At 67.1% G+C, this 26,710-nt stretch carries 21 protein-coding genes; 14 read left to right on the plus strand and 7 right to left on the minus strand.

Going from position 1 to position 26,710, the window contains the following annotated elements; translation table 11 throughout:
- Window positions 1-128: 128 nt before the first annotated feature.
- Together KEG38_RS48340 and KEG38_RS48345 are read right to left on the minus strand one after the other, a co-directional pair.
- Window positions 129-836: a 3-oxoacid CoA-transferase subunit B gene (locus KEG38_RS48340; RefSeq protein WP_272427738.1), complete on the minus strand. Its 708-nt coding sequence runs from the start codon at window positions 834-836 to the stop codon at window positions 129-131.
- Between the two features lie 9 nt (window positions 837-845).
- Complete coding sequence (locus KEG38_RS48345; protein ID WP_272427739.1) at window positions 846-1,586, minus strand: CoA transferase subunit A; 741 nt, start codon at window positions 1,584-1,586, stop codon at window positions 846-848.
- A 752-nt stretch (window positions 1,587-2,338) separates the two neighbouring features.
- Between KEG38_RS48345 and KEG38_RS48350 the strand changes: the two genes are divergently transcribed.
- The 3 genes from KEG38_RS48350 (at window position 2,339) to KEG38_RS48360 (ending at window position 4,396) form a co-directional block, all read left to right on the plus strand.
- Window positions 2,339-3,253 (plus strand): hypothetical protein, encoded by a 915-nt coding sequence (locus KEG38_RS48350; protein ID WP_272427740.1) that lies wholly within the window; start codon window positions 2,339-2,341, stop codon window positions 3,251-3,253.
- 161 nt (window positions 3,254-3,414) lie between these two features.
- Window positions 3,415-3,756 carry a helix-turn-helix domain-containing protein gene (locus KEG38_RS48355; protein ID WP_272427741.1) on the plus strand — a complete coding sequence of 114 codons (342 nt, stop codon included), beginning with the start codon at window positions 3,415-3,417 and terminating at the stop codon, window positions 3,754-3,756.
- A 259-nt stretch (window positions 3,757-4,015) separates the two neighbouring features.
- On the plus strand, window positions 4,016-4,396 hold the full coding sequence (locus KEG38_RS48360) for a hypothetical protein (RefSeq protein ID WP_272427742.1): 381 nt from the start codon (window positions 4,016-4,018) through the stop codon (window positions 4,394-4,396).
- Window positions 4,397-4,565: 169 nt separating this feature from the next.
- On the opposite strand, the gene KEG38_RS48365 is transcribed toward KEG38_RS48360, so the two are convergent.
- Window positions 4,566-5,426: a metallophosphoesterase family protein gene (locus KEG38_RS48365; protein ID WP_272427743.1), complete on the minus strand. Its 861-nt coding sequence runs from the start codon at window positions 5,424-5,426 to the stop codon at window positions 4,566-4,568.
- A 369-nt stretch (window positions 5,427-5,795) separates the two neighbouring features.
- Between KEG38_RS48365 and KEG38_RS48370 the strand changes: the two genes are divergently transcribed.
- Window positions 5,796-6,353, plus strand: a complete 558-nt coding sequence (locus KEG38_RS48370; protein WP_272427744.1) for a hypothetical protein — start codon at window positions 5,796-5,798, stop codon at window positions 6,351-6,353.
- Window positions 6,354-6,504: 151 nt separating this feature from the next.
- Here KEG38_RS48370 and KEG38_RS48375 read toward each other — a convergent pair whose 3' ends face one another.
- Window positions 6,505-7,560, minus strand: coding sequence for an alpha/beta hydrolase fold domain-containing protein (locus KEG38_RS48375; protein WP_272427745.1), 1,056 nt, complete (start codon window positions 7,558-7,560; stop codon window positions 6,505-6,507).
- 1,020 nt (window positions 7,561-8,580) lie between these two features.
- Here KEG38_RS48375 and KEG38_RS48380 point away from each other — a divergent pair.
- The 9 genes from KEG38_RS48380 (at window position 8,581) to KEG38_RS48420 (ending at window position 21,840) form a co-directional block, all read left to right on the plus strand.
- Window positions 8,581-9,771: an efflux RND transporter periplasmic adaptor subunit gene (locus KEG38_RS48380; protein ID WP_272427746.1), complete on the plus strand. Its 1,191-nt coding sequence runs from the start codon at window positions 8,581-8,583 to the stop codon at window positions 9,769-9,771.
- A gap of 42 nt (window positions 9,772-9,813) precedes the next feature.
- Window positions 9,814-12,957, plus strand: a complete 3,144-nt coding sequence (locus KEG38_RS48385) for a multidrug efflux RND transporter permease subunit (protein ID WP_272427747.1) — start codon at window positions 9,814-9,816, stop codon at window positions 12,955-12,957.
- Window positions 12,958-13,513: 556 nt separating this feature from the next.
- Entirely contained in the window at window positions 13,514-14,377 is an 864-nt protein-coding gene (locus KEG38_RS48390) for a pepsin/retropepsin-like aspartic protease family protein (RefSeq protein ID WP_272427748.1), read from the plus strand.
- 515 nt (window positions 14,378-14,892) lie between these two features.
- On the plus strand, window positions 14,893-15,537 hold the full coding sequence (locus KEG38_RS48395) for an RNA polymerase sigma factor (RefSeq protein ID WP_272427749.1): 645 nt from the start codon (window positions 14,893-14,895) through the stop codon (window positions 15,535-15,537).
- Window positions 15,492-16,850: a FecR domain-containing protein gene (locus KEG38_RS48400; RefSeq protein ID WP_272427750.1), complete on the plus strand. Its 1,359-nt coding sequence runs from the start codon at window positions 15,492-15,494 to the stop codon at window positions 16,848-16,850. Before KEG38_RS48395 ends, KEG38_RS48400 begins: the two co-directional genes overlap by 46 nt.
- Window positions 16,847-17,893, plus strand: a complete 1,047-nt coding sequence (locus KEG38_RS48405; protein ID WP_272427752.1) for a hypothetical protein — start codon at window positions 16,847-16,849, stop codon at window positions 17,891-17,893. Before KEG38_RS48400 ends, KEG38_RS48405 begins: the two co-directional genes overlap by 4 nt.
- A gap of 60 nt (window positions 17,894-17,953) precedes the next feature.
- Entirely contained in the window at window positions 17,954-18,967 is a 1,014-nt protein-coding gene (locus tag KEG38_RS48410) for a hypothetical protein (RefSeq protein WP_272427753.1), read from the plus strand.
- Window positions 18,968-19,066: 99 nt separating this feature from the next.
- Window positions 19,067-20,302, plus strand: coding sequence for a cytochrome P450 (locus tag KEG38_RS48415; RefSeq protein WP_272427754.1), 1,236 nt, complete (start codon window positions 19,067-19,069; stop codon window positions 20,300-20,302).
- 218 nt (window positions 20,303-20,520) lie between these two features.
- The gene (locus KEG38_RS48420) at window positions 20,521-21,840 is read left to right on the plus strand and encodes a hypothetical protein (protein WP_272427755.1); all 1,320 of its coding nucleotides are present in this window, start codon (window positions 20,521-20,523) and stop codon (window positions 21,838-21,840) included.
- Between the two features lie 43 nt (window positions 21,841-21,883).
- Here the strand turns inward: KEG38_RS48420 and KEG38_RS48425 are convergent, their stop codons facing one another.
- From KEG38_RS48425 to KEG38_RS48435, 3 genes are all read right to left on the minus strand, one after another.
- The gene (locus tag KEG38_RS48425) at window positions 21,884-22,663 is read right to left on the minus strand and encodes a MerR family transcriptional regulator (protein WP_272427756.1); all 780 of its coding nucleotides are present in this window, start codon (window positions 22,661-22,663) and stop codon (window positions 21,884-21,886) included.
- Window positions 22,664-22,889: 226 nt separating this feature from the next.
- Window positions 22,890-24,350, minus strand: a complete 1,461-nt coding sequence (locus KEG38_RS48430) for an amidohydrolase family protein (RefSeq protein ID WP_272427757.1) — start codon at window positions 24,348-24,350, stop codon at window positions 22,890-22,892.
- Window positions 24,351-24,561: 211 nt separating this feature from the next.
- Window positions 24,562-25,272 (minus strand): extensin family protein, encoded by a 711-nt coding sequence (locus tag KEG38_RS48435; RefSeq protein ID WP_272427758.1) that lies wholly within the window; start codon window positions 25,270-25,272, stop codon window positions 24,562-24,564.
- Window positions 25,273-25,444: 172 nt separating this feature from the next.
- Between KEG38_RS48435 and KEG38_RS48440 the strand changes: the two genes are divergently transcribed.
- Entirely contained in the window at window positions 25,445-26,665 is a 1,221-nt protein-coding gene (locus KEG38_RS48440; protein ID WP_276074803.1) for a helix-hairpin-helix domain-containing protein, read from the plus strand.
- Window positions 26,666-26,710: the final 45 nt, after the last annotated feature.

The following is a 26,710-nucleotide window of genomic DNA, read 5'->3' on the forward strand; positions in this document are numbered from 1 at the left end:
TGGAAGAACTGCGCATCGCGCAGTTCTTCCACCCCGAGTCCAGGGCTTGCCCTGGTTCGGGTCGAGGGGCGAACAGCCCCCGCGGGGTCCGGGGCAGCGCCCCGGCGAAGCGCCTCCCAGCCGTTCCGCTACCCTCCTTGCGTGGCGGTCGACTCGAGCTGCATGGGGCGGAACGCGGGTGATACCTCGAATTCGGCCTCGGTGATGGCGCGGATATCGTCGACGGAGAGCCCGGGAAAGGCTTCTCGTAGCACGAGCCCGCCGGGAACGACGTCGAACACCGCCTTCTCGGTGACGATCACCTTGGTGCAGCGCTTTCCGGTCAGAGGCAGGGTCGTCCGGCGGCGAACCTTGCTCCCGCCGTACTTGTCGACGTGCTGCAGTGCGGCGATGATCCGCGGAACGCCGTAGCACAGGTCCATGGCGCCGCCGATGCCGGGCCACCAGCGCCCCTTCCGCTCCGTTGCCCAATTGGCCAGGTTGCCCTCCTGGTCGACCTCGAGCGCGCCCAGGATGCTCGTGCCGATATACCCGTTGCGCATGGCGCCCAAGGACGTGGTCAGGTCCATGATCGAGGCGCCGGGGAGCAGGGTGATGGGCTCGCCGCCAGCATTGGTCACGTCGCTGTCGGCGTCTAGCGTTTGCGGCTTTGGGCCGAAACCGAAACAGCCATTTTCGGTGTGAAAAATGACGTCGACCCCGGGCGGCAGGTAATTGGCCGTCAGCGTCGGGATGCCGAGGCCGAGGTTGACGACGTCGCCGTCTCGCAGCTCCAGGGCGCAGCGGCGGGCGATGATCACGCGGGGGTCGAGGGCGGCCTTTTCACGGCTGGTCATCAGGGACCCTCATCGAGCGACCGGGGCAAGCCGGCCGATCTTGATCCAGTGGTTGCGATAGAGCTCGTGCTGCTCCTCCAGGCTATGGCCCTGGACCACGGCCTGCACGAACGGCCCGGGGCAGCCCACACGGTCGGGCGGGATGGTACCGACGGGTACGATCTCGTTGACCTCGGCGATGGTGAAATCACCGGCCATGGCGATGTCCCGCTGGTTCTGGAGGCTGGTGTGGCGGAACTCCACATTGCCGAGCGGATCGGCTCGCCAGCCCTTGATGATCGACACCTGGGCGCGCAGCGCCTCCTCCACGAAGTATTCGCGTCCGTTCAGCGTGAGCTTCTGCTTGGGCTCCTCGAGATCGGGGAAGATGCCGGGCTGATCGAGGATGCTGATCCCCACCGGCACCAGGATCCCACCCAGCCCCACCGCCCCGGCGCGCACCTTCTCCGCCCACGTCCCCATGGGGAAGAACTGGCGGACCTTGAGGTTGCCCTGAAGGTAGGCTTCCGAGGATTCGTCGGACGTGGCGACGTGGGTCGAGATGAGCTCGCTGATCTGGCCTTGCTCGAACAGGCGGCCCATGAGAAACCCGCCCTTGAGGCCCGGCGTGACCGTGATGAGCGTCAGGTCACGGACGCGCTTCTCCAGCATCCACTCGATGCATTTCGCAGGTTCTGCGACACCGACGAACTCCCCCATCATCAGGCGGGTGCCATTCACGACGCGCGCCATCGCCTCGTCGAGCGGCATGATCTTCCCGCGTGCCATCATCGGCGCTCCTTTTCAGGTATCGAAGCGTGGTGAGGCTACAGAAGCTCCTCGGTGGTTGTCAACGGGACCGATCGAGCAGGTGGCCGCGCACCATGCCGTCGGCAAGCTGCTCCGCGCCATGCCGAAGGTTTACTGAACAGGCCACCCCGTTCCGGGGCAAACGCCGAGCCCGGTCAAAGGGCAGGGGGCAGTTGGCCCCCCTCGTTCGCCATTGCTCATTGCGGGGGGGCGGCGAGGACGTCGCCTGCAAGAACCTCAGCGAGGATTGCTCGTCCGGCGCCTGCTGCCCGGGGCTGTATTGCGCGCCGAACTCGGCGGGCACCACCTACATCTGCCAGGCGATCAACGAACCCGCTGCCGCTTCCGCTCCGGACTCCGCCGCCTGCCTCGTCGGCGAGCCCCCCGCCGTGATCGGACTCCGCCGCCTGCCTCGTCGGCGAGCCCCCCGCCGTGATCGGACTCCGTCGGTTGCCTCGTCCGCGAGACCCTCGCCCTGATCGGACTCCGTCGGTTGCCTCGTCGGCGAGCCCCCGCCCTGATCGGACTTCGCCGGGGCCTCGTCGGCCAGGCACCCGACGAGGTCCGACCTCCTCCGGGGTCTCGTCGACGAGGGGATCCGGGTGAACTTACGTTGTGATTGGGTGTAGGCACCACGAGGCGTCCTTCGGGTCGGCCCACGCCCGAGGAGAAGGGCAGGGTCGGCAAGGGCGTGAACTTGCAGGAGCCGTGCCATGTCGGACCCGAGCCCGTGGGAACTCATGGCCCTCGCCGAGGATCCCGCAGCGCAGATACTCCTCGACCTCGCGCACGACGAATCGCGGCAAACTCCCAATCGCTACGAAGGTGCGCCGATTGCCGAGCTTCTCATCGATCATCTCAAACAGATCCCGCTTGCCGCCGCCGCCTCCGCTTGGCGCCATGAGAAAGTATCGAGTTGCCTCAGCTCCGTGGTAGCGTGTTCCGTCTCACTCAGGCGAATGAGCATGGGCACCAAGAAACGGGGCGAGGGTCGGGTGGTCATCGCGGCATCGATCGCGTTCGTGTGCGCGTGCGGCGCGCGGTCGGAGTTCGAGACGACGGGTCCGGTTCCTGCCGGCACGACCTCGAGCTGCCATGACGACGGCGGCGCAGGAGGAGAGGCCGAGGTTCCCGAGGTTCCGGGCTGCGTTCTCCATGCCTCCAACGTCAGCGGTGCGGACCTCGGCCCCACGACCCTGACCATCCCGGAGTCACTCCCAGGAACCAGCCCAATCGAGGGATACTGGACGGTGGGCTGGGCCCTCGCCATCGTCGGCAAGGCCGGCGATGGCCGCTGGTTTCAGCTCTGGAGTCACGACCTCGATGCCCTGGCCTGTGGGAAGCCGTTGCCCCTCGTTCCCACCATGAACGAGGCGGGGCAAAACCACGTCCTGCTGAGGTGGGCGACGTCGACTGCCGATTGGACCAGCGCTTCGGGCACGCTCGACGTGGTCGCGTACGAGCCTGGCGTGAGCGTGGAGCAGCAACCCATCCACATCAAAGTCCATGGCGCATCCATGGCGCCACGCCCCGCGGAGCTCGGTAACCCGTCCAACGACGCCACGGGGACCTTCACCGCCGACCTTTCGTGCCGACTCGAGAAGTTCTGGCACATCCCACCCAACTGAAGGCGTGTTTCGCTTCTCCGGACCATGAAACAGCGGTGACCCAACGCGGGCCCCTCGTCTCTCCGAGGGGGGTCGTACGAATGTTTGTCCGCGGGGTTTGTCTCGGCGTGGAGTCTGTGGTAGGGACCTCGGGCCACCTCATGCCCGAGTAGGGAGGAACCGTGCCCCGACGAACCGAAGTCAATCCACTCTGCCTGAAAGTTGGCGCTCGTGTCTGCGAGCTGCGCCAAGAGCGCGGCATGTCCTTGCAGGATCTCGCCTTCGCCGGCGCGATGTCGAAAGAACACTTGTCGAGCATCGAGCAAGGTCTCGGTGCGATCACCATCGAGACCATCGAACGCATTGCACGCGCGCTCGGTGTGCCTTCGTTGTGCATCATCACCTTTCCGGCAGACGACGAGCTGAATCATCTTGCGGAGCTCGCTCGCAAGCTGCCGAAGGGCGAATGCCGAAAGCTCCAGAAAGGACTCGAAGCGCGCACGACGCGCGAACGCCCGACGTAGACGTAGGACTTGGCAGTGGGACCTGCCCGAACTGAGAGATCGAGCGCACGCGCATGCTCGAGGCCCTGGAGGCCACCGAGGGCGTACACTGGGCTCGACCGAGCCGCGTCCCGTCGAGGGCCATCACGGAAGGACGCGCAAACGCGCAGAGATGGAAGTAGAAGGTGAATGCGCGGGCGTGATTTGGGGCCCTTGCACTTGACCGTTCGGGGCACACGATTCGTGTGGACGGGGTGAGACGCGAGGAGGGGGAAGCCGCATGGATTCGTCGATTTATATTGCCAGGCTGATCGGGCCGCTGCTCCTGATGAGCGGTGCCAGTGCGTTGTTCGGTGGCAAGAGCTATCGCGCCATGGTCAAGGAATTTCTGGGCAGCCGTGCACTCATTTACCTGTCGGGATTCATGACGCTGCTCATCGGGCTCGGCATCGTCAACGCCTGGAGATCGGGTTGGCCGATCGGGCTGACCATCATCGGGTGGCTTTTCGTGATCGGCGGGGCGCTCCGCATGCTTTTCCCGGAGCGCCTCGTGCAGGTCGGGACGGCGATGCTCGACAAGAGGCCTGGGCTCCTGACGGGAGCGGGGATTGTCCTTCTCCTCCTTGGGCTCGGCTTGTCGTACGCCGGTTATGTGCCCTGAGACCTCGCTGCCGGCGGGCGGCTACCGCTTGCGGACTGGAAGATTATGGCAATGCAGTGATTCGATCGAGCGCGGGTGGGCTCACGGGGGAATGGGCTGCGAAGTAGGCCTGGAGCGCGTCGAGGTCGAGCGCGCCGTCCATCCCGCTCGAGGTGGACGCCTTTTGATGTCAAATACCTACGCGGGCGACCTTGCCGCGGTCATCGCTCGTGTAGAGGTTACGCGCGACGTGCTGGAGTGCGGGAAGCATGTTGTCCGCCACGAAGCGCGTCCCGGCCCGGGGGATGACCCTGCAAAAGGACGGTCGTCCAGAGAGCCGCCCGTTTTCGTGCTCGAAGACGCGGTAGCCTCCGAGCTCCGTGGAACTGCCCGCATTGAAGACGGAGAGCCCGCGCTCGCCCGCGCGGCTCAGGTCGAAGGCGCGAGGCGTGTGCCTATGGCCGTGGAGCACGAGGTCCGAGCGGCCGCGGACGCGCTCGATGAGCTCGGCGCCGAGCGAGAGCTCCGCCATGACGGGAGATCCGAGGCGAGCGATGAGCCATTCGATGGGGCTATCCTCGGGCAGCGGCAGGACGTGGTGGTGGAGCAGCACCGCGACCAGACAGCCCGAGGGGGCCTCGTCGAGCGCCGCGTCCACTTCCATGAGGACGCCTCGTGACAGCTCGCCATGCGTTTGAAAGTACGAGCGGTTGTGGGGAGCGGTCGAATCCACACATACGAGATAGAGACCGGGCCGATCCTCGACGCGAACGCGCTGGCCTTGCATCCATTCACCGCCTGCATCCTGCCCCGTGCGATCATGGTTGCCCGGAATGAACGTGACGCGGCCCTTTCGGAGGAGCGGCGCGAAAACCTCCTGGAAGCGGCGCGCCTCGGCGTGCTCCCCCTGGTGCGTGAGATCCCCCGTGACGACGACGTGATCGATGCCGTCGGACTCGATGCGGCGAACGAGCGCCGCGGCGCGCACGGCGCCGGCCGTCGACGAACCCAGGTGCAAATCGGAGAGATGAGCCAACCTACGTGACGTCATGCCCGGGCATGATGCACGCGTTCGGCGACGAACCTGCGAATCCCGGGTAAAACGCTGGCGAGGAGACCGTGACGGGATTCGCTCAGGAGGGCGACGGGATGGCGAAGACGGGCGTCGTGAAGTCGCCTCCAGCGGTTGGGCCTCCAGGATCTCGCGTTTGCCAAGGAGAAGAGGAGAGAGCGGCGGATCAGAACCGGTACGGCTCTCGCAAGGCGGCCGAGCGTGGGACAGAAGCAACCAGGAGGAGCTCGGCTGTCCATCACGCTCGAGGAGAGGGGCAACCTCGCCGCGTGTGGAAGTGGCGTTCCGCCGACGATCTCCTGGTCAGGACACAATCCGTTCGCGGCGTTCCGGCAGAGGGGGCAAACCATGGCAATCGCGCAGCAGGTAGCCGATCAGCAAAGCCTGTTCACCGATGATCTGCTCTACTTCGTCCTGAGACTCCGAAAGTCCCGTATCCGGTCGGTTGCGGAGCGCGTGCGGCGCATGTATCCGGACGAGTCGCCAGAGCAGCAGGCGCGTCGTCTCATTGCATCGACCTCGGCGATTTCCTTCGCCGCGGGCGGCCTCGTTCATGCGCCCGCCGCCGTCCCTGGGTTCGGCATCGTGTACGAAGGCCTGGGGTTCGTCGCAGGCGCATCCATCCTCACCAGGATGCACCTTTACCTCATCCTCGAGATAGCGCTGCTTTTCGGGAAGGACATCGACCAATCCGAGCGTGTGACGGAGCTCGTGGCCGTGGTGGCGGCTTGCGCCGCCAGCGCCGCCGCGCCGGTGGCTATCGCGATGACGTTGAACCCGGCCTTCGCCGTGCCTGCGGGAGCGCTCGCCGCAACGGCCGCCACCCGAGCGATCGGGGAATCGGCGATCCGCCGTTACAAGCGCTCGACGGCGCCCGAGGCGGCCACGGCCCCCGCGCCCGCCTGACGCTGAGCATTGGTCTCATCTTGGGAGGCGCTGCGCTGGGGCTTTGCCCCAGGCCCCACCGGGGCTATCCGCCCCTGGACCCGGGGCCAGCGCAAGCGCTGGACCCGGGGTCGATGAACTGCGCTCCGCGCAGTTCATCGAACAGGCCAGGTCAAGACCAACGACGACCCTGCCTATCAAAACCGCGGCGCCGACGATTCAACAGGCAACGTGCCCGTCGCCAGCGGGCAACGCACCTTCCTGGTCTTGCCAACGGCCTGTTGGAAGAACTGCGCGATGCGCAGTTCTTCCACGAACGGTCCAGGGCTTGCCCTGGTTCGGGTCGAGGGGCGAACAGCCCCCGCGGGGCCCGGGGCAGCGCCCCGGCGCGACCCCTCGCGATGAGACCAATGCTCAGCGCCTGACGCGGTATGCGTGATGTCCGCCGAAGAATGAAATCCGCTGCCTCGTCCAGAGCCTGGCCGGCTACGGGGACGTCCTTCGCCCACATCGGCGCGATCTGGTGAATCAACTTGAGAGACAAGGCCGGATCGCGGCGTTCGAGAGCGGGCTGATCCTCGCCGCTGCCGCTGATGTCGAGACAAGGCGAAAAGAGGACAAGCGCTTCAGGCTGCGGAAGTCCCTCGTCGCGCAGGGCCTGCGCAAGCAGCAGCGCAAGCCCGCCCCCTGCGGAATCGCCGAAGACGACGATGTTGCCCGCGCCATGTTCGGCGACCATGTCCAGATCGTGCTTCTTGACGGCCGCCGTGGTCTCCCTCCAGCTTGCCTCGGGGCCAAGCGGGTAGATCGGCGCCACGACCTCCGCATCGACGCGATCGAGCAGGCCAATAACCAGGTTCCACTGGATTTCCTGCAAATCTAGGACAAAGGCGCCGCCGTGAAGGTACATAAGGCGCAGCGGCGTTGATGGCGCACCCTTCCGGGACGCGTGGAACACGAGCATCCCGTCCCGCACCTCCTCGCGGAAGTCGATCTTGGTCAACAGGCGTTTGGGCGGGCGCTTCGGTCCCTCCGCTCGGTCCTTCTCGATCGTCTTGCGCAGCACCTCCGGATCGGAGAGGTTCGGCGCGAGCAGCTTGGTGAGCGTGTAGAGTGCCCAGCCGCGCAGATTGAAGCCACGCCGCGTGGCTGCCGCGCCCGCGATCGTTGCGGTTGCCAGGCCCGCACCGGCGATGACGCCGGCTTTCGCCATCTCGTCCTTCTGCATCCGCGCTCTCCTCCACCTGCCAGATAGGCTGTGTGTTGTCCGTCGCTCGGCGCGCCACGGCGAACCCCCTTGCCCGGTGCCCTGTCGCGAGCACCCGAAGGGTTCTGCGAGAGCGCGGGCGTCAGGCATCGATTCCACCGCAGCGGCGAGATCGAGCCGCGCCCAGTCGAGGACCGACGCTTCGAAGCCTGCGGGATGGTAGAACTGCGCAATGCGCAGTTCTTCCACGGGCCGGTGGCAAGACCAGGGACAACGTTGCCAGGGGAAAGGTCAGCGTCGCTGCCCTGGTGGGCAGGGTCGCTCCTGGTCTTGACTCGGCCTGTTCGAGGAACTGCGCATCGTGCAGCTCCTCGACAAACCTCGAAGCATTTCGGCTTCTCTCTCTCGCTCCTTACCTATGGACTCCTCCTCGCTGCGCGGGGCCGTTGCCGTGGGAATCGTGCTTCATCGTCGGGTTCACTCCAACGGGAGCCTCCTCTCGGCTTGGGCGAGTGTACAACATGGCCGGCAGGCGAACCTCTTTCGCCCTGACCGGCGCGGCCCACGTGCCAGGTGGTATGTCAAGGTGAGATGTCCAAACAGCTCTTTGGGTTCGAATCCGAGCTTGCGAAGATCGACTCCATAGCTTGCTCTTCGCCCTGAACCCTTGCACCTCATATTGTTCGTGGTAAACCTGGTCCGTTTTGAACGAGATGGATCCGTAAACCAAGGAAGGCCGTGTGGGGCGCCACGACCCAGGAGCCGTGCATGTCTCTCGTTCTGGCTCCGAGGTTCCCCTCCCTTTCACCACGGCGGCATGACAGGAACGGTATCGCTGCGCCCCCGTTGTGCTTGGGCGTGAAGAAGGGCGAATTCCCGTCCTGACGTGACCACCATACGCCTCGCCATTACCTCCTCCGCGCGCGAACCCCACGGAGATGTTCCGCGATCGGACCAGGCAGGAGCCCGCTGCGTTCGTTCCGGGGCATCCATCGGCGGCCATTTCGGACAAACTCCGCGAGAGACCGATAGAACAACGACATGCAACACCTTCGTCTCCTCTTCGTTTGCGCGACGCTCCTCACGGCCTGCGCGTCCGCCGAGACGAGCACGCCGCCGCCTCCGCCGCCGCCCCCCGAAGTCTCGGTCGTGTCCGTGGCGCCGCACGCCGTGGTGCTCGAGGACGTGCTTCCAGGCCGCGTCGTGCCGGTGCGGGTCGCGGACGTCCGGCCACTCGTGTCCGGCATCGTGCGCGAGCGGCTCTTCAACGAGGGCGACACCGTCAAGGCGGGGCAGGCTCTCTATCGCATCGACCCCACGGTCTTCCGGGCCGAGGTCGCGAGCGCCGCCGCGACGACCGAGCGGCAACGCGCTGCCCTCGCGATCGCGACACGGGAGGCCGAGCGCGCGCAGCGCCTCGAAACGAGCGGCGCCATCGCGGGCCAGGCGGCCGATAACGCGCGCAGCACGGTCGACATCGCGCGGGCCGACCTCGCCATCGCCGAGGCCTCGCTCGCGCGGAGCAGGGTCAGCCTGCGTTACGCCACCGTCACGGCCCCCATCAGCGGACGAATCGGTCTCTCCCGCGTCACCGAGGGGGCGCTCGTGGGGACCACCGATCCGATCCCGATGGTCACGATCCAGCAGCTCGACCACGTGTACGTGGACATCCGCCAGCCGGTGATGCGCTACGAGGAGCTGCGCAAGCGCCTCGCGCGGGGCGAGCTCGAAACGAGCCAGGGCCTCCCGGTCACGTTGCTCTCGATGCGCGGCGAGCCCTACGCAGAGCAAGGACGACTGCTCTCGACCGACGTGAACGTCGACCCGTCGACGAGCGAGCTGACGTTGCGCGTGCTCGTCGAGAACAAAGATCTCCACCTTCTGCCGGGGATGTTCGTCCGCGCGCGTATCCCCGTCGGCCGAGAGCCCCAGGCGATCACGGTGCCGCAGCAGGCCGTGCTCCACGATCCCGCGCTCGGCGAGAGCGTGCTCGTGGTCGACCCCAGCGACCACGTCGTGGTGCGTTCCGTCACGACGGGGCGCATCGTCGAGGGGCAGCAGATCGTTCGCGACGGGCTCACGTCGGGCGACCGCGTCGTCGTCGAAGGACAGGATCAGCTCAAGCCCGGCATGTCGGTACGTCCCTCGACCTGGAAGCCGCCGCCGAACCGGCCGAGCGCGCCCTCCGAAGCTCCTGCGGCGACGGCCGCGCCGAGCGCATCGCCCCCCTAACCCCTGACGCGGCGCGCATGCCCGCAAGCGAATAACGAGATCATGCCGCGTTTCTTCATCGAGCGCCCGGTCTTCGCGTGGGTCGTCTCTCTCTTCATCGTCTTGCTCGGCGTGCTCGCGCTCCAGCGCCTGCCGGTCGAGCGCTACCCGACCGTCGCGCCACCGAGCGTGAACGTGACGGCCGTGTACCCCGGCGCGACGCCCTCCACGATGAGCGAGAGCGTCCTCGCGCCCATCGAGCGCGAGATTTCAGGCGTGCCGCATCTGCTCTACTTCGAGTCCTCGTCGGACACGTCGGGCGTCGCGCAGATCACGGTCACGTTCGAGCCGGGGACCGATCCCGAGCTGGCCCAGGTCGCGGTCCAGAATCGTCTGCGCACCGTGGAGCCTCGACTGCCGCAGACGGTCCGGCAGATCGGCCTCGCCGTCGAGGCGTCGACCTCGAACTTTCTCTGCATCGTCGATCTGCGCTCGCCCGATGGCCGGTACGACGAACAGACGCTCGGCGACTTCCTCTCGCGGGGTATCGTCGAAGAGCTGAAGCGCGTCCGCGGCGTGGGCAGCGTGCAGGTCTTCGCCGCCCCGCGCGCCTTGCGCGTGTGGCTCGACCCCGCGCAGCTCACGGCGCTCGAGGTGTCGATCGAGGACGTGGCGAACGCCATCCGCGCGCAAAACGCGCAGGTTTCGCCGGGCCGGGTGGGCGACGCGCCGACGGTTCCGGGACAACGCGTGACGATTCCCCTCGTCGTGCGGGGCGAGCTCGAGACGCCCGAGGAGTTCGGCGCCATCGTGCTGCGCGCACGAGCGGACGGTTCGCGTGTCCTTTTGTCGGACGTGGCCCGCATCGAGCTCGGCGCGCAGAGCTACCGCACCTCGACGCGAACGGACGGCTCGCCCTCGGCCGGCGCGGGCGTGATGCTCTCGCCGGGGGCGAACGCGGTGGAGACAGCCGCGCTCCTTCGCGCGCGCGTCGCGGAGCTCGCCGAGGGTTTTCCGGACGGGATCGAGGTCGGCATTCCGTACGACACGGCGCCTTTCGTTCGCATTTCGATCGAGAAGGTCTTCAAGACCTTCTTCGAGGCGATGGCGCTCGTGTTCGTGGTGATGTTCGTCTTTCTTCAGAACCTCCGCTACACGCTGGTGCCCGCCATCGTCGCGCCGATCGCTCTGCTCGGCACGTTCGCCGTCATGTATGCGACGGGGTATTCGATCAACGTCCTGACGATGTTCGGGATGGTGCTCGCGATCGGCATCATCGTCGACGATGCGATCGTCGTGGTCGAGAACGTCGAGCGCATCATGGCGACCGAGCGCCTCTCGCCAAAGGAGGCGACGAAGAAGGCGATGAAGGAGATCACCGGCGCGGTCATCGGAATCACGCTGGTGCTGTCGGCCGTGTTCATTCCGATGGCGTTCGCGTCGGGCTCGGTCGGGACGATCTACCGACAGTTCAGCCTCTCGATGGCGGTGTCGATCCTGCTCTCGGCGTTCCTCGCGCTCTCGCTGACGCCCGCCCTCTGCGCGACCCTCTTGAAGCCGGTGTCCGCGCACCACGATGCAAACCGCGGTGTGTTCGGGCCTTTCAATCGTGGCTTCGCGTGGCTCACCGAGCGGTACGGCCAGGGCGTCGGTCGCGTGGTGAAGCGGAGCTGGACCGCGCTCGTCTCGCTCGTCGCCATCGGCGTCGGGGCGGCATGGCTCTTCCGCGCGTTGCCGGGCTCGTTCCTGCCCCAAGAGGATCAGGGCTACTGGATCTCGAGCGTCGCGCTACCTTCGGATGCGACCGCCGAGCGTACCGATCAGGTGATCCGCTCGTACGAAGCCTATGTTCGCGAGCGACCGGGCGTGCGTGCGGTGGTGGCCATTCAGGGCTTCGGCTTCTCCGGCTCGGGCCCGAACGCGGCGCTCATGTTCACGATCCTCAAAGACTGGGACGCGCGCCAAGGCGCAACGGCCCAGGGAGAGGTGCAAGCCGCGAACGAGCGTTTCGCGGGCCTCCGCGACGGAAGCATGTTCCACGTCCTGCCCCCTTCGATCGATTCCCTTGGCACGAGCTCCGGGTTCGCCATGCGTCTCGTCGATCGGCGCAACCAGGGGCAAACGCGCCTGCTCGCCGCACAGAACCAGCTCCTCGCCGCTGCCGCAAACAGCCGCGTGGTGGCGGGGGTGTATCCAGAGGGGTTGCCCGACGGCGCGTCGGTGCGCGTGGAGATCGATCGTCAGAGTGCAGAGGCCTTCGGTGTGTCGTTCGCGTCGATCAACGCGACGCTCTCGGCGGCGCTCGGCTCGATGTACGTCAATGACTTTCCAAACGCGGGGCGTTTGCAGCAGGTGATCCTGCAAGCGGAGCCCGAGGTGCGCATGCAGCTCGACGACGTGTTCGCGTTGCCGGTGCGCAACCAAGAAGGTCGCATGGTGCCGCTCTCCGCCGTGGCCACACCTCGATGGGAGCGGAGCCCGCTCCAGCTCGTTCGCTACAATGGGTATCCCGCCGTGCGTCTCTCCGGCACCGCAGCGAGCGGCTTCAGCAGCGGAGAAGCGATGGCCGAGATGGAGCGTCTCGTTTCGCAGCTTCCCCCGGGCTACGGCGTCGAATGGACGGGGCTCTCGTATCAGGAGCGTCTCTCGGGCAATGAAGCGCCCGCGCTCCTCGCGCTCTCCCTGCTCGTGGTGTTCCTCGTGCTCGCCGCGCTCTACGAGAGCTGGTCGATCCCCGTGTCCGTCCTGCTCGTGGTTCCCCTCGGTTTGCTGGGCGCGCTCTTGGCGGTGAAGCTGCGCGGCATGCCGAACGATGTGTTCTTCAAGGTCGGCCTGATCACGCTGATCGGGCTTTCCGCGAAGAACGCCATCCTCATCGTGGAGTTCGCCAAGCAGCTCGAAGAGGAAGGGCGCGGGACGGCGAGTGCGGCCATCGAGGCAGCACGATTGCGCTTGCGTCCCATCCTGATGACGTCCCTTGCATTCACACTCGGCGTCGTCCCTCTCGCGATCGCAAGTGGCGCCAGCGCGGAAACGCAGCGCGCACTCGGTACCGGTGTCCTCGGCGGGATGATCAGCGCGACGGTGCTTGCACTTCTGCTCGTCCCCGCGTTCTACGTCGTCGTGAGAAGCGTGGTGAAGCGGCTCTCGCCCGAAGCCGCTGGCCGCCGCCCGGAGCCTGCGCCGTCCATTCAACCTACCGAGTGAGCGTCAAGGCGCGGAGCTGGGGCTTTGCCCCAGGCCCCACCAGGGGCTATCCGCCCCTGGACCCGGACCAGCTCAAGCGCTGGACCCGGGGTCGATGAACTGCGCGATGCGCAGTTCATCGAACAGGCCGAGGCAAGACCGGCGAGCGCCCCCGCCCACCAAGACCGTTCAACGGGCAACGTGCCTGTCGCCAGCGTGCAACGCACCTTCCTGGTCTTGCCACCGGCCTGTTGGAAGAACTGCGCAACGCGCAGTTCTTCCACGAACGGTCCAGGGCTTGCCCTGGTTCGGGTCGAGGGGCGAACAGCCCCCGCGGGGCCCGGGGCAGCGCCCCGGCGCGACGCCTTGCGATGACCGCTCCCGCTCCCGCCTCCATCGCCCGCGGCCGAAGAATGCTATGAGCTCTCGTGTGCATCTTCGCCTTGCTTTGGTGCTGCTCCTCTCCTGCGCGACTGCCTGCGCCCCGGCTGCCCCCGCGCCTCCCCCGCCTAGCGCCCCCCCTTCTCCAGCTGCGCTCCCCTTGCCTGGCAGACCGTTACCGCTTCCCACGCGCTTCGTGGCTGACCGGTTCTTCGTGGAGCCCATCACCACCAGCGGCGCCCGGCTGCTCCTCTACACCGATACGGGCGGCGGACTCTTCCTCACCCGCAGCGCTGTCGAGCGGCTTGGGCTCCCGACAGAGCAGATCGCGGGCGACGAGGGGCTGGCCGAGGGCGTACTGCTCCCGCCCTTCAAGCCTGAGGCTTCGATTCCCCCGGTGACTGTGCTTGGGGGGCACCTCGGCGTGGCCTCGAAGGCCAAGAATGCTTGTGAACGTGAGAGCAGCGACGGCATGCTTGGCCAGGCCTGGTTCCAGGGCCGCACGTGGACCTTCGATTACCCGGGCCGCCGGCTCCTCCTCCGCGCCGCGGGCGATCTGCCGGCGCACGACGCGTCTCACCGGGTCTCGCTTGGTTTTCCCATGAACCAAGCTGGCACGCGGGCGACCAACTTTCCGCGCATCCAGGCGCAGATCGACGGCCAGACCGTGGATTTCCTCTTCGACACGGGCGCGACCGTGAATCTCACGGATCAGGCGGCAGCGGCGCTCGCGGACAGCGGGCCTCCGGTGCGCGCCACGAGCTTCATCGTGCAGTCCACCTTCGACCGGTGGCGCCAGGATCACCCGGAGTGGCGCGTGATCGAGGGCGCCGACCTTTGCGTCCGCAGGGAGCCGATGATCGAAGTGCCGCGGATCATGGTCGCGGGCCACGAGGTTGGGCCGGTCTGGTTCGTGCGGCGACAGGATGAGAATTTCCACGAGTGGATGTCGCAGTGGATGGATAAACGGGTGGACGGCGCGCTGGGCGGGTCAGCGCTTCGCTACTTCCGGGTGACCGTCGCGTACCCGAGCGCGGTCGCCGTGTTCGAGCGGCCATGACGAAACCCGCGCCGATGGCCGAGCACTTGCGATGATCGCCGGCAGGCATCCGTCGGAGCACCGCGGGCTACGCTGACATCGACCCGCAGCCGGAGACCACTTCGAGGTCGGCAAGCCGACATCGACCCGCAGCCGGAGACCACTTCGAGGTCGGCAAGCCGACATCGACCCGCAGCCGGAGACCACTTCGAGGTCGGCAAGCCGACATCGACCTGCAGCCGGAGACCACTTCGAGGTCGGCAAGCCGACATCGACCCGCAGCCGGAGACCACTTCGAGGTCGGCAAGCCGATATCGACCCCCAGCCGGAAGGCTCGGGAAGGTCCGCGTGTCGGCATCGACATCGAGCCGATGACCTTCGGGAGGTCTCCGAGAAGGGGTCAAGTACGAGCTTTCGGCCTGGAGGGGGCTTCCGCGTGGGTAACTCCACTCGCTCTTGAACCTCATGGAGGCTTTCCCCGTAGGTTCCTTTTGACTCGTGAGCCGTGCGCTCTCCCTGCGGAGACTCCACGCGTAGTGTCTGCCCTCCTCAAGCTCGTCCCCCGTCCCGCCGTCCCCCGGGACGCGTTTGTCGGGGATGATGCCGCCCTCGTCCACGCCTTTCGCCGCGGCGACCCCGGCGCGCTCGCCACGCTCTACGATCGCCACGCCGATCACGTCCACCGTGTGCTCTACCGCATCCTCGGCTTCGACCACGAGCTCGCCGACCTCCACCACGACGTCTTCGTCCGCGCCCTCGGCTCGCTCCCCAAGCTCGAGGATCCCAGCGCCCTCAAGGGCTGGCTCACCATGATCACGGTCCACGTCGCCCGGTCGTCGATCACACGCCGCCGGCGCCGCAAATGGCTCTGGTTCCTGCCCAGCGACGAGCTGCCCGAGGTTCCGTCGAGCGCTCCCTCCGAGGAGGTGCTCGATGCGCTGCGGGCCACCTACGCCGTCCTCGACACCCTCCCCGCCGAGGAGCGCATCGCCTTCGCGCTTCGTTTCATCGACGGCATGGAGCTCACCGAGGTCGCCGCCGCGTGCGGGACCTCGCTCGCGACCATCAAACGACGCCTCGCACGCGCGGGGGCTCGCTTCGAGGCCGAGGCGCGTAGACATCCGGTGCTCGAGCCATGGCTCGAGAGAGGTACCCGATGGGGCAATCCGAGCGATCGCTGACGAACCTGGGCCAACAGGTCGCCACGCTGCAAGATCGACATCCGGCGGCGAGGCTCGAGCGCACGCAGGGGCGCGCGCGGCTGCTCGAGGCGACCATCCCCCGCACATCGCGCCGACCGAGGTCGCTCGCCGTCGGCCTCGCTTTGTTGCCGGCGGCGGCGCTGCTCGTCATCGTGCTCATGGCGAGCGTCGCGACGCGGCCCCGTGCGTCCCTGCGCTTTTCGGTCGGCATGACCGAACCCGGGGCCGTCGGCGCGTGGATCGCCGCACCGAAGGCCGCCGAGCTCCCGATCCGATTCTCGGATGGCTCCGAACTCCACCTCGCGCCGGGAGGGCGCGCCCGGGTCACCGCGATCGACGCGCACGGCGCCGAGATTGCGGTCGAGCGGGGCACGCTCGATCTCTCCATCGTCCACCTCGACCGCGCCCGCTGGACGGTATGGGCCGGACCGTTCCAGGTCCACGTCATCGGCACGCGCTTCGAGATCCGCTGGGACCCCGCGACCGAGCAGGTCTCCGTCGGGCTACGCGAGGGCGCGATCACCATCTCCGGGCCGGTCGTGGGGGACGAGCGTGCTGTCCGCGCCGGCGAGCGGCTCACCATTTCGCCCGCGCAGAATACCCTCGAGGTCGGCACCGTCGACGAAAGCGCGGCCCCCGTACCCACCGCGGTGGTACCGACCGAGCCCCCGAAAGACGCGGTCCCGCCTATCCCGGACGCACCCTCGACGAGCCCCACCGCCCGCGTCACCGTGGCCGAATCGCCTCGGCCGCACGCTCGAGCGAATGCCAGCGGCTCGTCCGTTCCTCCGCCGGTGGTGGCGCCGGCGGGGCCCGGATGGCGCGCCCTTTCGCTCGAAGCAAAGTACAAAGACGCCCTCGCAGCGGCCGAGCTCGAAGGGTTCGACGTGATCTGCGAAGGCGCGAGCGCGAGCGATTTGCGCGCCCTCGGCGACGCGGCCCGGCTCGGCGGCAGCGCGGCGCGCGCCAGCCAGGCCTTCACGTCGCTCCGCAGTCGCTTCCCCGGCTCCCCGGAGGCAGCGGCGGCGGCGTTCATTCTCGGCCGGATCGCGCAGGATCAGCGAAAGGACCACGCGGGGGCCGCCGGCTGGTTCGTGCTCTACCTACAAGAGCAGCCGGGCGGCGCGTTTGCCGCGGAGGCGGCCGGACGGCTCGTCGAAGCGGAGGACAAGCGGGGAGACCTGGCCGGCGCGCGGCGCGCGGCCGAGCGATACCTCGCCGCGTATCCGAGCGGCGTCCACGCAGCGTATGCGCGGGGCGTGCTCGCCCGCGGAGCGAGCTCGGCGCCATGACGCGCCGGCGCTCGTTCGTGTGTTTCCTGGCCGCCGCCGTGCACACCCTCGTGGCTGCGCTCGCGCCTGCCGCGCGCGCCGGGGATGCCGTCTCCAGCATTGCCGTCGTCTGCGCCCCCGGCGATCGTTTTGGCCTTCGTGTCCAGGCCGAGCTCGAAGCGCTGGGCTTTCGGACAGCGCTCCTCGATCCCGGGGTCGAGCCGGCCTCGCGCGCCTCGCTCGAGGCCACGGCGCGCAAGGCGGACGCCATCGCGGCCATCCGGGTCGTCCCTTCCGAGCGCGGCGTCGAGGTGTGGGTCGCCGATCGCGTCACGGGCAAGACCGTCCTGCGCGAGATCACCGACGCCGGTGGATCCCTCGACCGTGACGCTGCGCTGGCGCTACGAACGGTCGAGCTCTTGCGCGCCAGCCTGCTCGAGGTCGCCGTGCCGGGGGTCCCTCCCGGCGAGGTCCCCGCGACGCCCGAGCTCCGCGAGAAGATGACCCTCCCCGCGCCAGGCGCGCTCGCCGGAAAGCGCGAGCCCCCCTCGCTGCGCCTCTCGCTCGCTCCTGGCCTGCTCCTCAGCCCCGGCGGCTTCGGCGCCGCGGTAAACCTCGGTATCGGCCTCGCCTGGATGCCCAGCGCGCACGTCGGCGTAAGCGGCTTTGCGGCGATTCCGCTGACGAGGCCCCGCGTCGAGGGCGCCGAGGGCAGCGCGGATCTCTCGGTTCTGCTGGCCGGGGGAGGCATGCGGTTTGTCTTCCATCCACGCGCGACCCGATGGGCGCCGTTGGCGGAGCTCGGGATCATGGCCGTCTCGCTGGAGAGCCACGGGACAGCCAATGCAGGGTTTCTTCCGGGGTCGGCCTCCGCGGTGACGGTGGCCCCTTTCGTGCGTGTCGGCCTTTCGTGGGTCGCGACGCCCATGCTCCGCGTGCGCGCGGATATTCTCGCCAGTTTCATCGGCCAAGGGGTCTCGGTTCAGCTTGCCAAACACGAGGTCGCGACCTGGGGCAAGCCGATCGTGCTCCCCGCCGTGGGCGTCGATTTCGGTTGGTTTTGATGAGCCGTGGCGGCCTCCCGGGAGGACTTCATCCTGGAACCTTCAAAGGAGGTCATCAAAATGAAGCATTGCATGGCAGCGCTCGGGACATTGGCCATGATGAGCAGTGGCTGCGAGGCGATCGTACTCGGCCCCGTGGAAGCTCGACACTCGGAAACCGTGGTGGGCCCGAACCCGCCGGACCCGCACCCCAACGCGATCGCAATGCGCGTCGCCGAATTGACCCTCCTGCCCGATACCCCGCATGGGGTCTTCGAACCGCAATACCAGGAGATACCGGATCCCGACGCGCTCGTGCTCTTCTTCAGCGATTCGCTCCAGGAGTGCAGCCAGCCGGTGATCGAATCCGGAACCCCCGTTCCGGCTTGTATCGATCCCTTCTGGCAGCTCTTTCTCGTCATCCCACCCGAGCTCAATCGTCCTGGCGTCATCGACCTCCAGGACCGTCGCATCTTCAGCTACCTCGGCGTTTCGCTGCCCTCCTGCGGCGGCGCCACCGAGTCGTATGGCCACGGATTCGTGGGCACGCTCGAGATCGTCGAAAGTGATGCGACCTCCGTCTCCGTGAAGCTGAACACGGGGACGCTGCCGCCCCCGTACCCGGACGTCGACGGCGATTATACCGCCACCTTTTGCAGCACGGCGCCCCCGCCGAGCCCGCCTTCCCCCGCGCTGGCGGTCCAGGGCGAAAACCTCGCCACGCCGCCGGGCGGCGCATCCCCGGATCCCGACGCGCTTTACCTCTTCCTCGGGACCGAGCCCGGGAGCTGCCAGGATCCTTGGTCACCCATCGATTGCACGCACACCTCGCGCGTGATGCTGCGCCTCCCGCCGTCGCTCCAGACGCCTGGGATCATCGACCTCACCGACCCGGCCATCGCCGCGTCCTACTGGCGTGGCTCGGCGCCGGGCTGCAATGATGCGACGGACACCGGGCCTTTCGCGGGAGGCACGATCGAGATCCTGAGCATCGATGCAGGCGAGGTCCTTTGCAAGGTCTACGGAAGCGCCACGCCGCTCGACTGGGGCAGCTTCAATGCCGACGGCCTCTACGCAGCGACGCTCTGTCCGTAACTTCACCCTGCCTTTTTCGCGGATGGGCGATCCAGAGCACGAACCGCGCGAAAAATTGCGGTTTGACCTTGACCCAAGGTCAAGGTGCACACTCGCCTCATGAACGACACCACGTTGACGGTTCCCATCCCGCACGGCCTTCCCATGGCGCGCGATGCAGGCCCCTTCGACCCGCCCCGCCAGATCACCCGGCTGCGCGAGGCTCGCCCTGTCAGTCCCATGGTCTTCCCCGACGGTCACGAGGGCTTTCTCGTCACCGGCTACGACGCGGTCCGAAAGGTCATGGCCGACACCCGGTTCAGCTCCCGCCAGGACCTCGGCATTCTTCACGTGCCGTACGAGGTCCCCGGCATGCCCGCCATCACCGAACCGCCTCCGCAGGTGCCGGGCTTGTTCATCGCCATGGACCCGCCGGACCACACCCGGCTGCGGAGCAGGCTCACCGGCGCCTTCACCGTCAAACGCATGAAAAGGCTCGAAGAGCAGATCACCGACATCGCCGAGCGGCAACTGGACGACCTTTCGCGCCTTCCCCCGCCGGTCGACCTGGTCAAGGCGTTCGCGCTGCCGGTGCCCTCGCTGGTGATCTGCGAACTGCTCGGTGTCCCCTACGCGGACCGGGGGAACTTCCAGGTCAACTCCGCCAAGTTCCTGGAGAAGGACATTCCGCTCGACGAGAAGATGGCCGCGTACGGCGCAATGACCACGTACCTTTCCGAACTGGTCACGCGCAAACGCGCCGCCCCCGGCGAAGACATCCTGTCCGACCTGGCCCGCCATGACGACCTCACTGTCGAGGAGCTGACCGGCATGGCCTTCCTGCTGCTGCTCGCGGGCCACGAGACCACGGCCAACATGCTGGCACTGGGCACCTTCGCGCTCCTGGAGCACCCCGAGCAGCTCGCCGAACTGCGCGAAAACCCGGATCTGCTTCCCGATGCCGTCGAGGAACTCATGCGCTACCTGTCCGTTGTCGATATCCTCTATCGCTACGCCACGGAGGACATCGAACTCGGCGGCGAAACAATCCGCAAGGGATCGACCGTCGTTGTCTCCTTGCTGGCCGCCAACCGCGACCCTCAGCGCTTCGACAACCCCGACACCCTGGACATCCACCGCGAGGCCCGCGGTCACCTGTCCTTCGGCCACGGCTTCCACCACTGCCTCGGCAACCAACTGGCCCGCCTCGAGATGCGGGCCGGTTTCGAGGCATTGCTACGTCGCTTCCCGACCCTCGAGCTCGCCGTCCCCGCCGGCGAAGTGAAACTCAAGACCAACATGCAGATCTACGGCGTCCACGAACTGCCGGTCACCTGGACGGAAACGGCCCGGTAAAACCGCCGGCCGAGCGCGTGACCTTCATGCGCGCATAGGGCGCTGCCCGTACCATTTTGCGGGATAGGTGCCTGGTAGCAATGTGACCTCGCGTGCAAAACCCCTGGCGACGTTGCGGGACTGCCAAGGAGCCGCCGTGGACATCGCACACGGCCGGGCGCAGGCGTGCACGTCGGATCCCGTCCTCATGGAAGAGGCCGGCGAAAGAGGTGACTGCAATGCGTTGGAATACACTTGCTGCCGTGCTGTTCACGGCGACGCTCGCCGCTGCTTCGAGCTGCGAGCGCAGTGAGCCCGAGCCCGTCGACGAGGCACAGCAGCCGGTCTGCAGCAAGGAGGACCCCGTCGTCGAGGACGCGCGCGTGGCCATCAACAATGGGCGACAAACCTTCCGGTTCGATACCTTCGGTGACGAGGCATTCTGGGGCGGCCAGCTTCGATTGCACGAAACCATCAGGAACCTGACCCCCGTCCAGGCGCTCGGCCTCGGCCTCAAGGTGGACGTCGAAGCATTGCCCAAGCCGCTCCAGCTCAAGATCAAAAAAGGCCAGGTCGACCTCAACTCTGCGGCGACCACGCTCGCGCTGCTCAGGTTGAACGCGGTGGTAGGCGTGACCGGGTTCTTCGACGGGAAGGACACGCTCGTCTCGGTGGGCATTCAATGCGCGCTCTGCCATTCGACCGTGGACGACTCTTTCTCTGCTGGCATCGGCAAGCGCCAGGACGGCTGGCCAAACCGCGATCTGAACGTGGGCGCCATCATCGCTTCGGCGCCTACGGTGGCGCCGCTCGCCGACCTGATTGGGCTCACCGAGGCCGAGCTGCGTACGGTGCTCGTGAACTGGGGCGTCGGAAAATTCGACGCCGAGCTGATTCTGGATGGCAAGACCGAGAACGCGACCGGAGGATCGGCGGCCACGCTCATCCCCGCGGCGTTCGGCCTCGCCGGCGTCAACCTCCACACGTATACGGGCTGGGGCTCGGTCACGCACTGGAACGCGTTCGTCGCGAATCTCGAGATGGGAGGGCAAGGCATTTTCTTCGACCCACGTCTCGACGACGCGGACAAGTTCCCGATCGCCGCGGCAAATGATTTCGACGATGTCCGCGATCCCGTGGACCGCATCACGCCGAAGCTCGCGGATTTGCACTTCTACCAGCTCGCGCTCGAAGCGCCGAAGCCACCTGCCAACACCTTCCAGCCTGCGGCAGCCAAGCGTGGCAAGGACGTCTTCAACGACCCGCAGAGGGGGGATTGCGCGCGCTGCCACGTGCCACCGATCTTCACCGAGCCCGGGTGGAACATGCACACGCCGGCGGAGATCGGAATCGACGCTTTTCAGTCGAACCGGTCGCCCGACGAGCGCTACCGGACCACGCCGCTCGGTGGGCTCTTCACGCGAAAAAAAGGCGGCTTCTATCACGACGGTCGCTTCGCCAACCTCGGCGAAGTGGTCGACCACTACGAGTCCGTTTTCAACCTGAACCTGTCGCCAGGCGACAGGGCCGACCTGATCGAGTACTTGAAGTCGCTCTGACCGGGGCCCGGAGCGGAGCGACCGCTCCCCCGCTTCCGCTTCGTCATTGATTCGGAATGGGCACGCCCGCGGAGCGGAGTTTCTTCTCGACGAGCTTCGTCAGCCTCGCCCAGGCCAGTGCCCGGTCCTTCCCGTAGCGGCTGATCATCCCGTACCGGGCGTCGGCGTCCTCGCCGCGGCCTTGGAGGCTGGTCAGGATCGCCAGCAGCCCGGGGTTTTCGAGGAAGTGAGCGACTGTGGCGTTCGCGAGCTCCTCGATGCGCGGGTCGTCCGGCGCCCAGGCCGCGGCCTCCCAAGAGCGCTTGGACAACTCGACGAACTTGGTGTCGCCGAGTGCGCGCTCGACCTCGGTGAGGTAATTGTCGAAGCCTTCCGGGACCAGCGCCCTGGCCAGCACCAGGCCGTCTCGGATGTCCGCAATGTTCTCGGCGCTCAGCCCGAAGTCGGGCAGCCGGTCGAGGAACGCACGTGCTCGGTCGGGCAGCAGGACGCCGTCGCCGTCGGCGAGCCGGTGCAGCATGTCGCGTCGGGCGATCAGGTCCTCGATCCGTTCGGTGAGGCGCCGCTGGACGTCGGCGAGGGCGGCGGCGAACGGCTCGGCGTCGGCGTCCAGCATCGGCCCGATCTCGGCCAGCGGCACGCCGGCGGCGGCCAGCGTCCGGACCTGGACCAGCCGGAGCAGCTCGGCCGATCCGTAGCGTCGGTAGCCGGAACTGTCACGCCGTGGTTCGTCGACGAGTCCGTGCTTGTGGTAATGCCGCACGGTCTTCACCGTGACCCCGGCGAACGCCGCCGCCTGGCTGATCGTGACGCCTTTGCTCATCGGCTAGCCGACCCGGTGCTGGTAAATGGCGGCGGTCTTGCGGACCGCATCGACGATGGCGGGTTTGCTGAGTTCGTCGAGTTCGTGGTGTTCATCCGATGAGCATGAACTCTGACCCAAGGTCAAGGTCAAGAAGCCCGTTGGGCTGCCCTCGCTGGCGTGGACTCTCGCCTCGACACCGCCTCACTGCGCCTGTAGGGGCCCCTCCGCGAGCTCCGCACGCGATTCACACCGCGTCCGTGTGACCGGCGCAGCCGTAGAAGTGGCGGATGGCGCGATCGAGCTGCGCCGCCGCTCGCTCGTCCGGTGGCGATGCGGCCCAGGACGCCCGCGCCTCCGCGACGAGTTCGGCCTCGAGCCTCGCCCGATCGACCGTGACGCACCGGCCATCCTCGACGAGCACCCGGCCGCCGACGATGAGCTGCTTGATGTGCTTGCGGGTCGCCCGGGTCAGGAGCGTCGCGACCGGGTCCTGCGTGGCAGAGAGCACGTCCGTGGACATGGCCGCATGGTCGAGCACCAGCAGATCGGCTGGCGCGCCAACGGTCAGCTTGCCGCCACCGTCATCGCCACGGACCGCGCGCCGGCCATCCACCGCAGCCGCCCGGAATAGCCGCTCGGCCGAGAGCACGTCGGTAAGGCCGATGCCGCGGTGATGCAGCCACACGAGGCGCATTTCACGGAGGATGTCGTCGTCGTCCTCCATCGCGTTCGCGTCGAGGCCGATGCCAAAGGCGAGGCCCCGGCGGATGAAGCGGTCGACCGGAGCGATCCCCGACCGCAGGCGAAGATTCGACGACGTGTTGACGGAGACGATGACACCGCGCTCGGCAAGCAGCGCGCATTCGTCCTCCGTCAAGTAGATGCCGTGCGCGACGGAGAGCCGCGGTGATAGGAGGCCGAGCTCGTCCAGCCGGCGGACGATACCGCCCGGGTAGGCGGCATCTGCCCATTCTCGCTGAAAGCGGGTCTCGAGCAGATGCATGTGTACGCGGCGGCCCGAGAGCGCCGAGGCCTCGGCAATGGCGGCGAGTGAGGCGTCCGAGACCCACTGCGGGCCCACCGGGCAGTACTGGACGGAAAAACTCTCGTGCGCCAGAGCGGCGATCTCGTCGACGAGGTGCAGGTAGTCGCCGATCGATCGCCCGGTGCGGAGACGGGCTTCGAGCCGGCTGCGGAGGGACGCGTCGGCCAGGTCCAGGAATCGGGCTTGATCGCCATAGACGAGCGGGTTCCGGTCCTTGAAAGGTACGGCGAAGGCGACGTGAATGCCGACATCGTGCGCGGCTCGAGCGACCGCTTCGGCTTCCTCGAGGAGCGCGCTCTCGTCCTGCGGATTGTGGGTGTGGTTGGTCGCAGCGATGCCGCCCTCGGCCATCCGGGCGAAGGCGACGGCGGCGCGAAGATAGGCCGAGACCCTGGGCTCGCGCCCAAGCGTCGGGAGCCACGTCTCGAGCGCATCGTCCAGCGCGCCGAAGGCAAACGGCCGGAGGCCCCGGCCGTGATCGTGCGCGTTCGAGGGCGCTGCGATCGCTATCGTGCCACAAGGCCCGCCGCCGAACGCGTCGAATGCCGCGATCCGTCCGCCCTCGATCCGAATCCGCGCGGGGCCCGACGCGGGCTCCCGTCCTGGATCGGCCAGAACGGCGTCCACGTCGACAGCAGCGATTTCAAGTGTGGTGCTCATCGCTCGTACTCCCTAGGGTACAGCATCCACACCCGTGAAGGTAGCGCGGCGAGTTTGTCGGCCCGCCTTCACACGTCCCTTCCGAAGGCTCGCTCGATGATCGCGTCCTTTTCCGTCCACCCAGCGCGTCGAACTCGGCCTCGAAATCCCGGCTGCGCACGCCGCCGGGGGAGGAGCTCCGGATGCGGCTTTGAAAAAGCGCGCGCTCCGCTCACGGGTTCTCCGTGCTTTCGTTCACCGTCGAGGCGCTGTTCGACGCAGGCGGCGGCACCAGCGGCTGCCCGCCGTCATAGATCTCCACCATCCGGAACGGCGCCATGTCGAAATGGAAATGGTTGTCATGCCCCGCGTAGCCCGGCCCGAGCAACACCCGGAAGACGTCTTTCCGTGCGATGAGCCGCCGCGCCAGCGTCTTCAGGAACCGCGCGTGGATCGCCGCGTGGCCTGTCTGCGCCTTCCAGTGCGAGAGCACGCGAACCTCGAAGCCGTTCTTGAAGCCGGCCGGGATGCCCTCCGGCAGGCTTTGCCCTTTCGGCAGCGGGCCGAAATCGAAGCCCGCAATGTCGATGGCGTTACCCAGCGCGTGCTCGCTGAGGAACTCGGGGTACGCGGCAATGCGGCGGCAGCTGTACGTGCCGAGGTGCACGACGCGGCTCGGGGGGCGACCGTAGATCTCGGTAGCCACGTCGGCGGCGATCTTCTCGAACGCTTTCAGCCGGTCGCGCAGGCCGATATAGACTTTGGTCGTGGACGAGAAGCGCAGGTTGTCGCCTGCGTAATCGACGAGCTCCACCTTGGGACACTGGAGGGGCCCCGCTTTCGGCACCTCGCGCGGGATGGTGTCGAGGGCGTAGGGGGCCTCGGGCGTGGGGTCGGCGCCGGCGGTGCCCAGGGGAGCAAGGGCGAGGAGGGAGAGAGCCAAAAAGGGCAGGGCACGCAGTGGGCGGCGCATGATCCGGTTGGACGAGGCAGGGCGCGAAACGATTCTTCTCCGCGGGAACCCCGCTTGCCTCACGGCTCCAGGCACTTGCAGACTCCCCCCGCGCCGCACCACGTCATGACGACCATGTCAGCGCAGCTTGTAGAGCGCCATCGTGGCCTCGCCGTCCCTGACTGTCCCGCAGGCCTTTGCAATGGGCCGGCGCGGTCCAGCGGTCGTCCGGTGGCCACGCGCAACACGCGCGCAGCGCTGCTCGCTCTGTTACCTGAACGTATACGAAGAAAATTATAGTGATTTGCTGACGGCGTATTTGCTGCTATCTTCGGCGCCTCAACCTGCTTACCACGAGGTGTCTCCAATGCGCTGTCTAGCTCTGCCCTTTCTTGCCATGAGCTTGGTCACTGTTGGTTGTGGCGGTGCCGATTCCCAGGAGCCATCGGAGCTGCTCGGGACCCAGCGAGCGTCGCTCACCGAGACCGACGTCGATGTGGCGCCGGAATGTCAGGGGATCATTGATTTCGTCAACGCGGCATCGTTCCAGACGCTGGACGCTTATTTGCCGAGCGACGTTGCATCGAACCTCGTGGAGTATCGCGCGGTTTCGCCCTTCGCGACGCTGGCGGACGTCTCCTCCGTTCCGCTCGTCGGGGCGGCTCGCCTCGAGCAGATTGAAGGCGGGGCGCGGAGCGAGGGGTATATCGGCTCGAGCTGCGTCGGAATCATCGACGAGCTGGCTGTCTCCGCTGACGACGCGGCCAGGATGGTTTCGCTGGTGAATACCGTCAGCTCCACGGAGTTGCACGATATCCTACCCTACGCGTGGAACGGCGCGACAAACCTTCTCAACCAGCGACCCTTCGCCACGGTCGAGAGCATTGCCGCCACGTCGGGGATCAGCTCGGTGAGCCTGCGGAATATCCGGAACGCCGCAACGTTGAGCGATCCCCTCGAGGACCTGATCGCGGCGGTGAACGCGCTGCCGCAGCCTGATTTCGGCGCGAACATGGCCCGCCACTTCGACAGGTACGACCTCACGACGGGGTCGCATTACTATTCTCTCCATGGGTTGGAGTGTTTCGGGATCGATCCTGACTCCCTCCCCAATGGCGCGAGCATTCGAGCCAACCTAGCCGACGCTGCAGAGGTGCGCGCGGAGGTCGAGAGCACTGTCGATTATGCGAATCGATCGAATCAGCTCCCTGCGAGCGTCGTCTCGCAAGGGCTCGCGAACCTCGACGAGCGGATCGCAGGGCGCTCCTTCAAGGGCTGCTATTTCAGCTACTCGAATGATCCCTGGAGCGGGAACAACGTCGCGTTCTTCGTCGATACCGTTTCCGGCTTCAGCGTGCTGACGGAGACGTACTGGAGCGAATGAGCCGGTTTGCTCCTTCCGCGGGCGCTCAGGGTAAATAACCCGCCA

The organism is Polyangium jinanense (assembly GCF_028435265.1).
GTDB lineage: Bacteria > Myxococcota_A > Polyangia > Polyangiales > Polyangiaceae > Polyangium > Polyangium jinanense.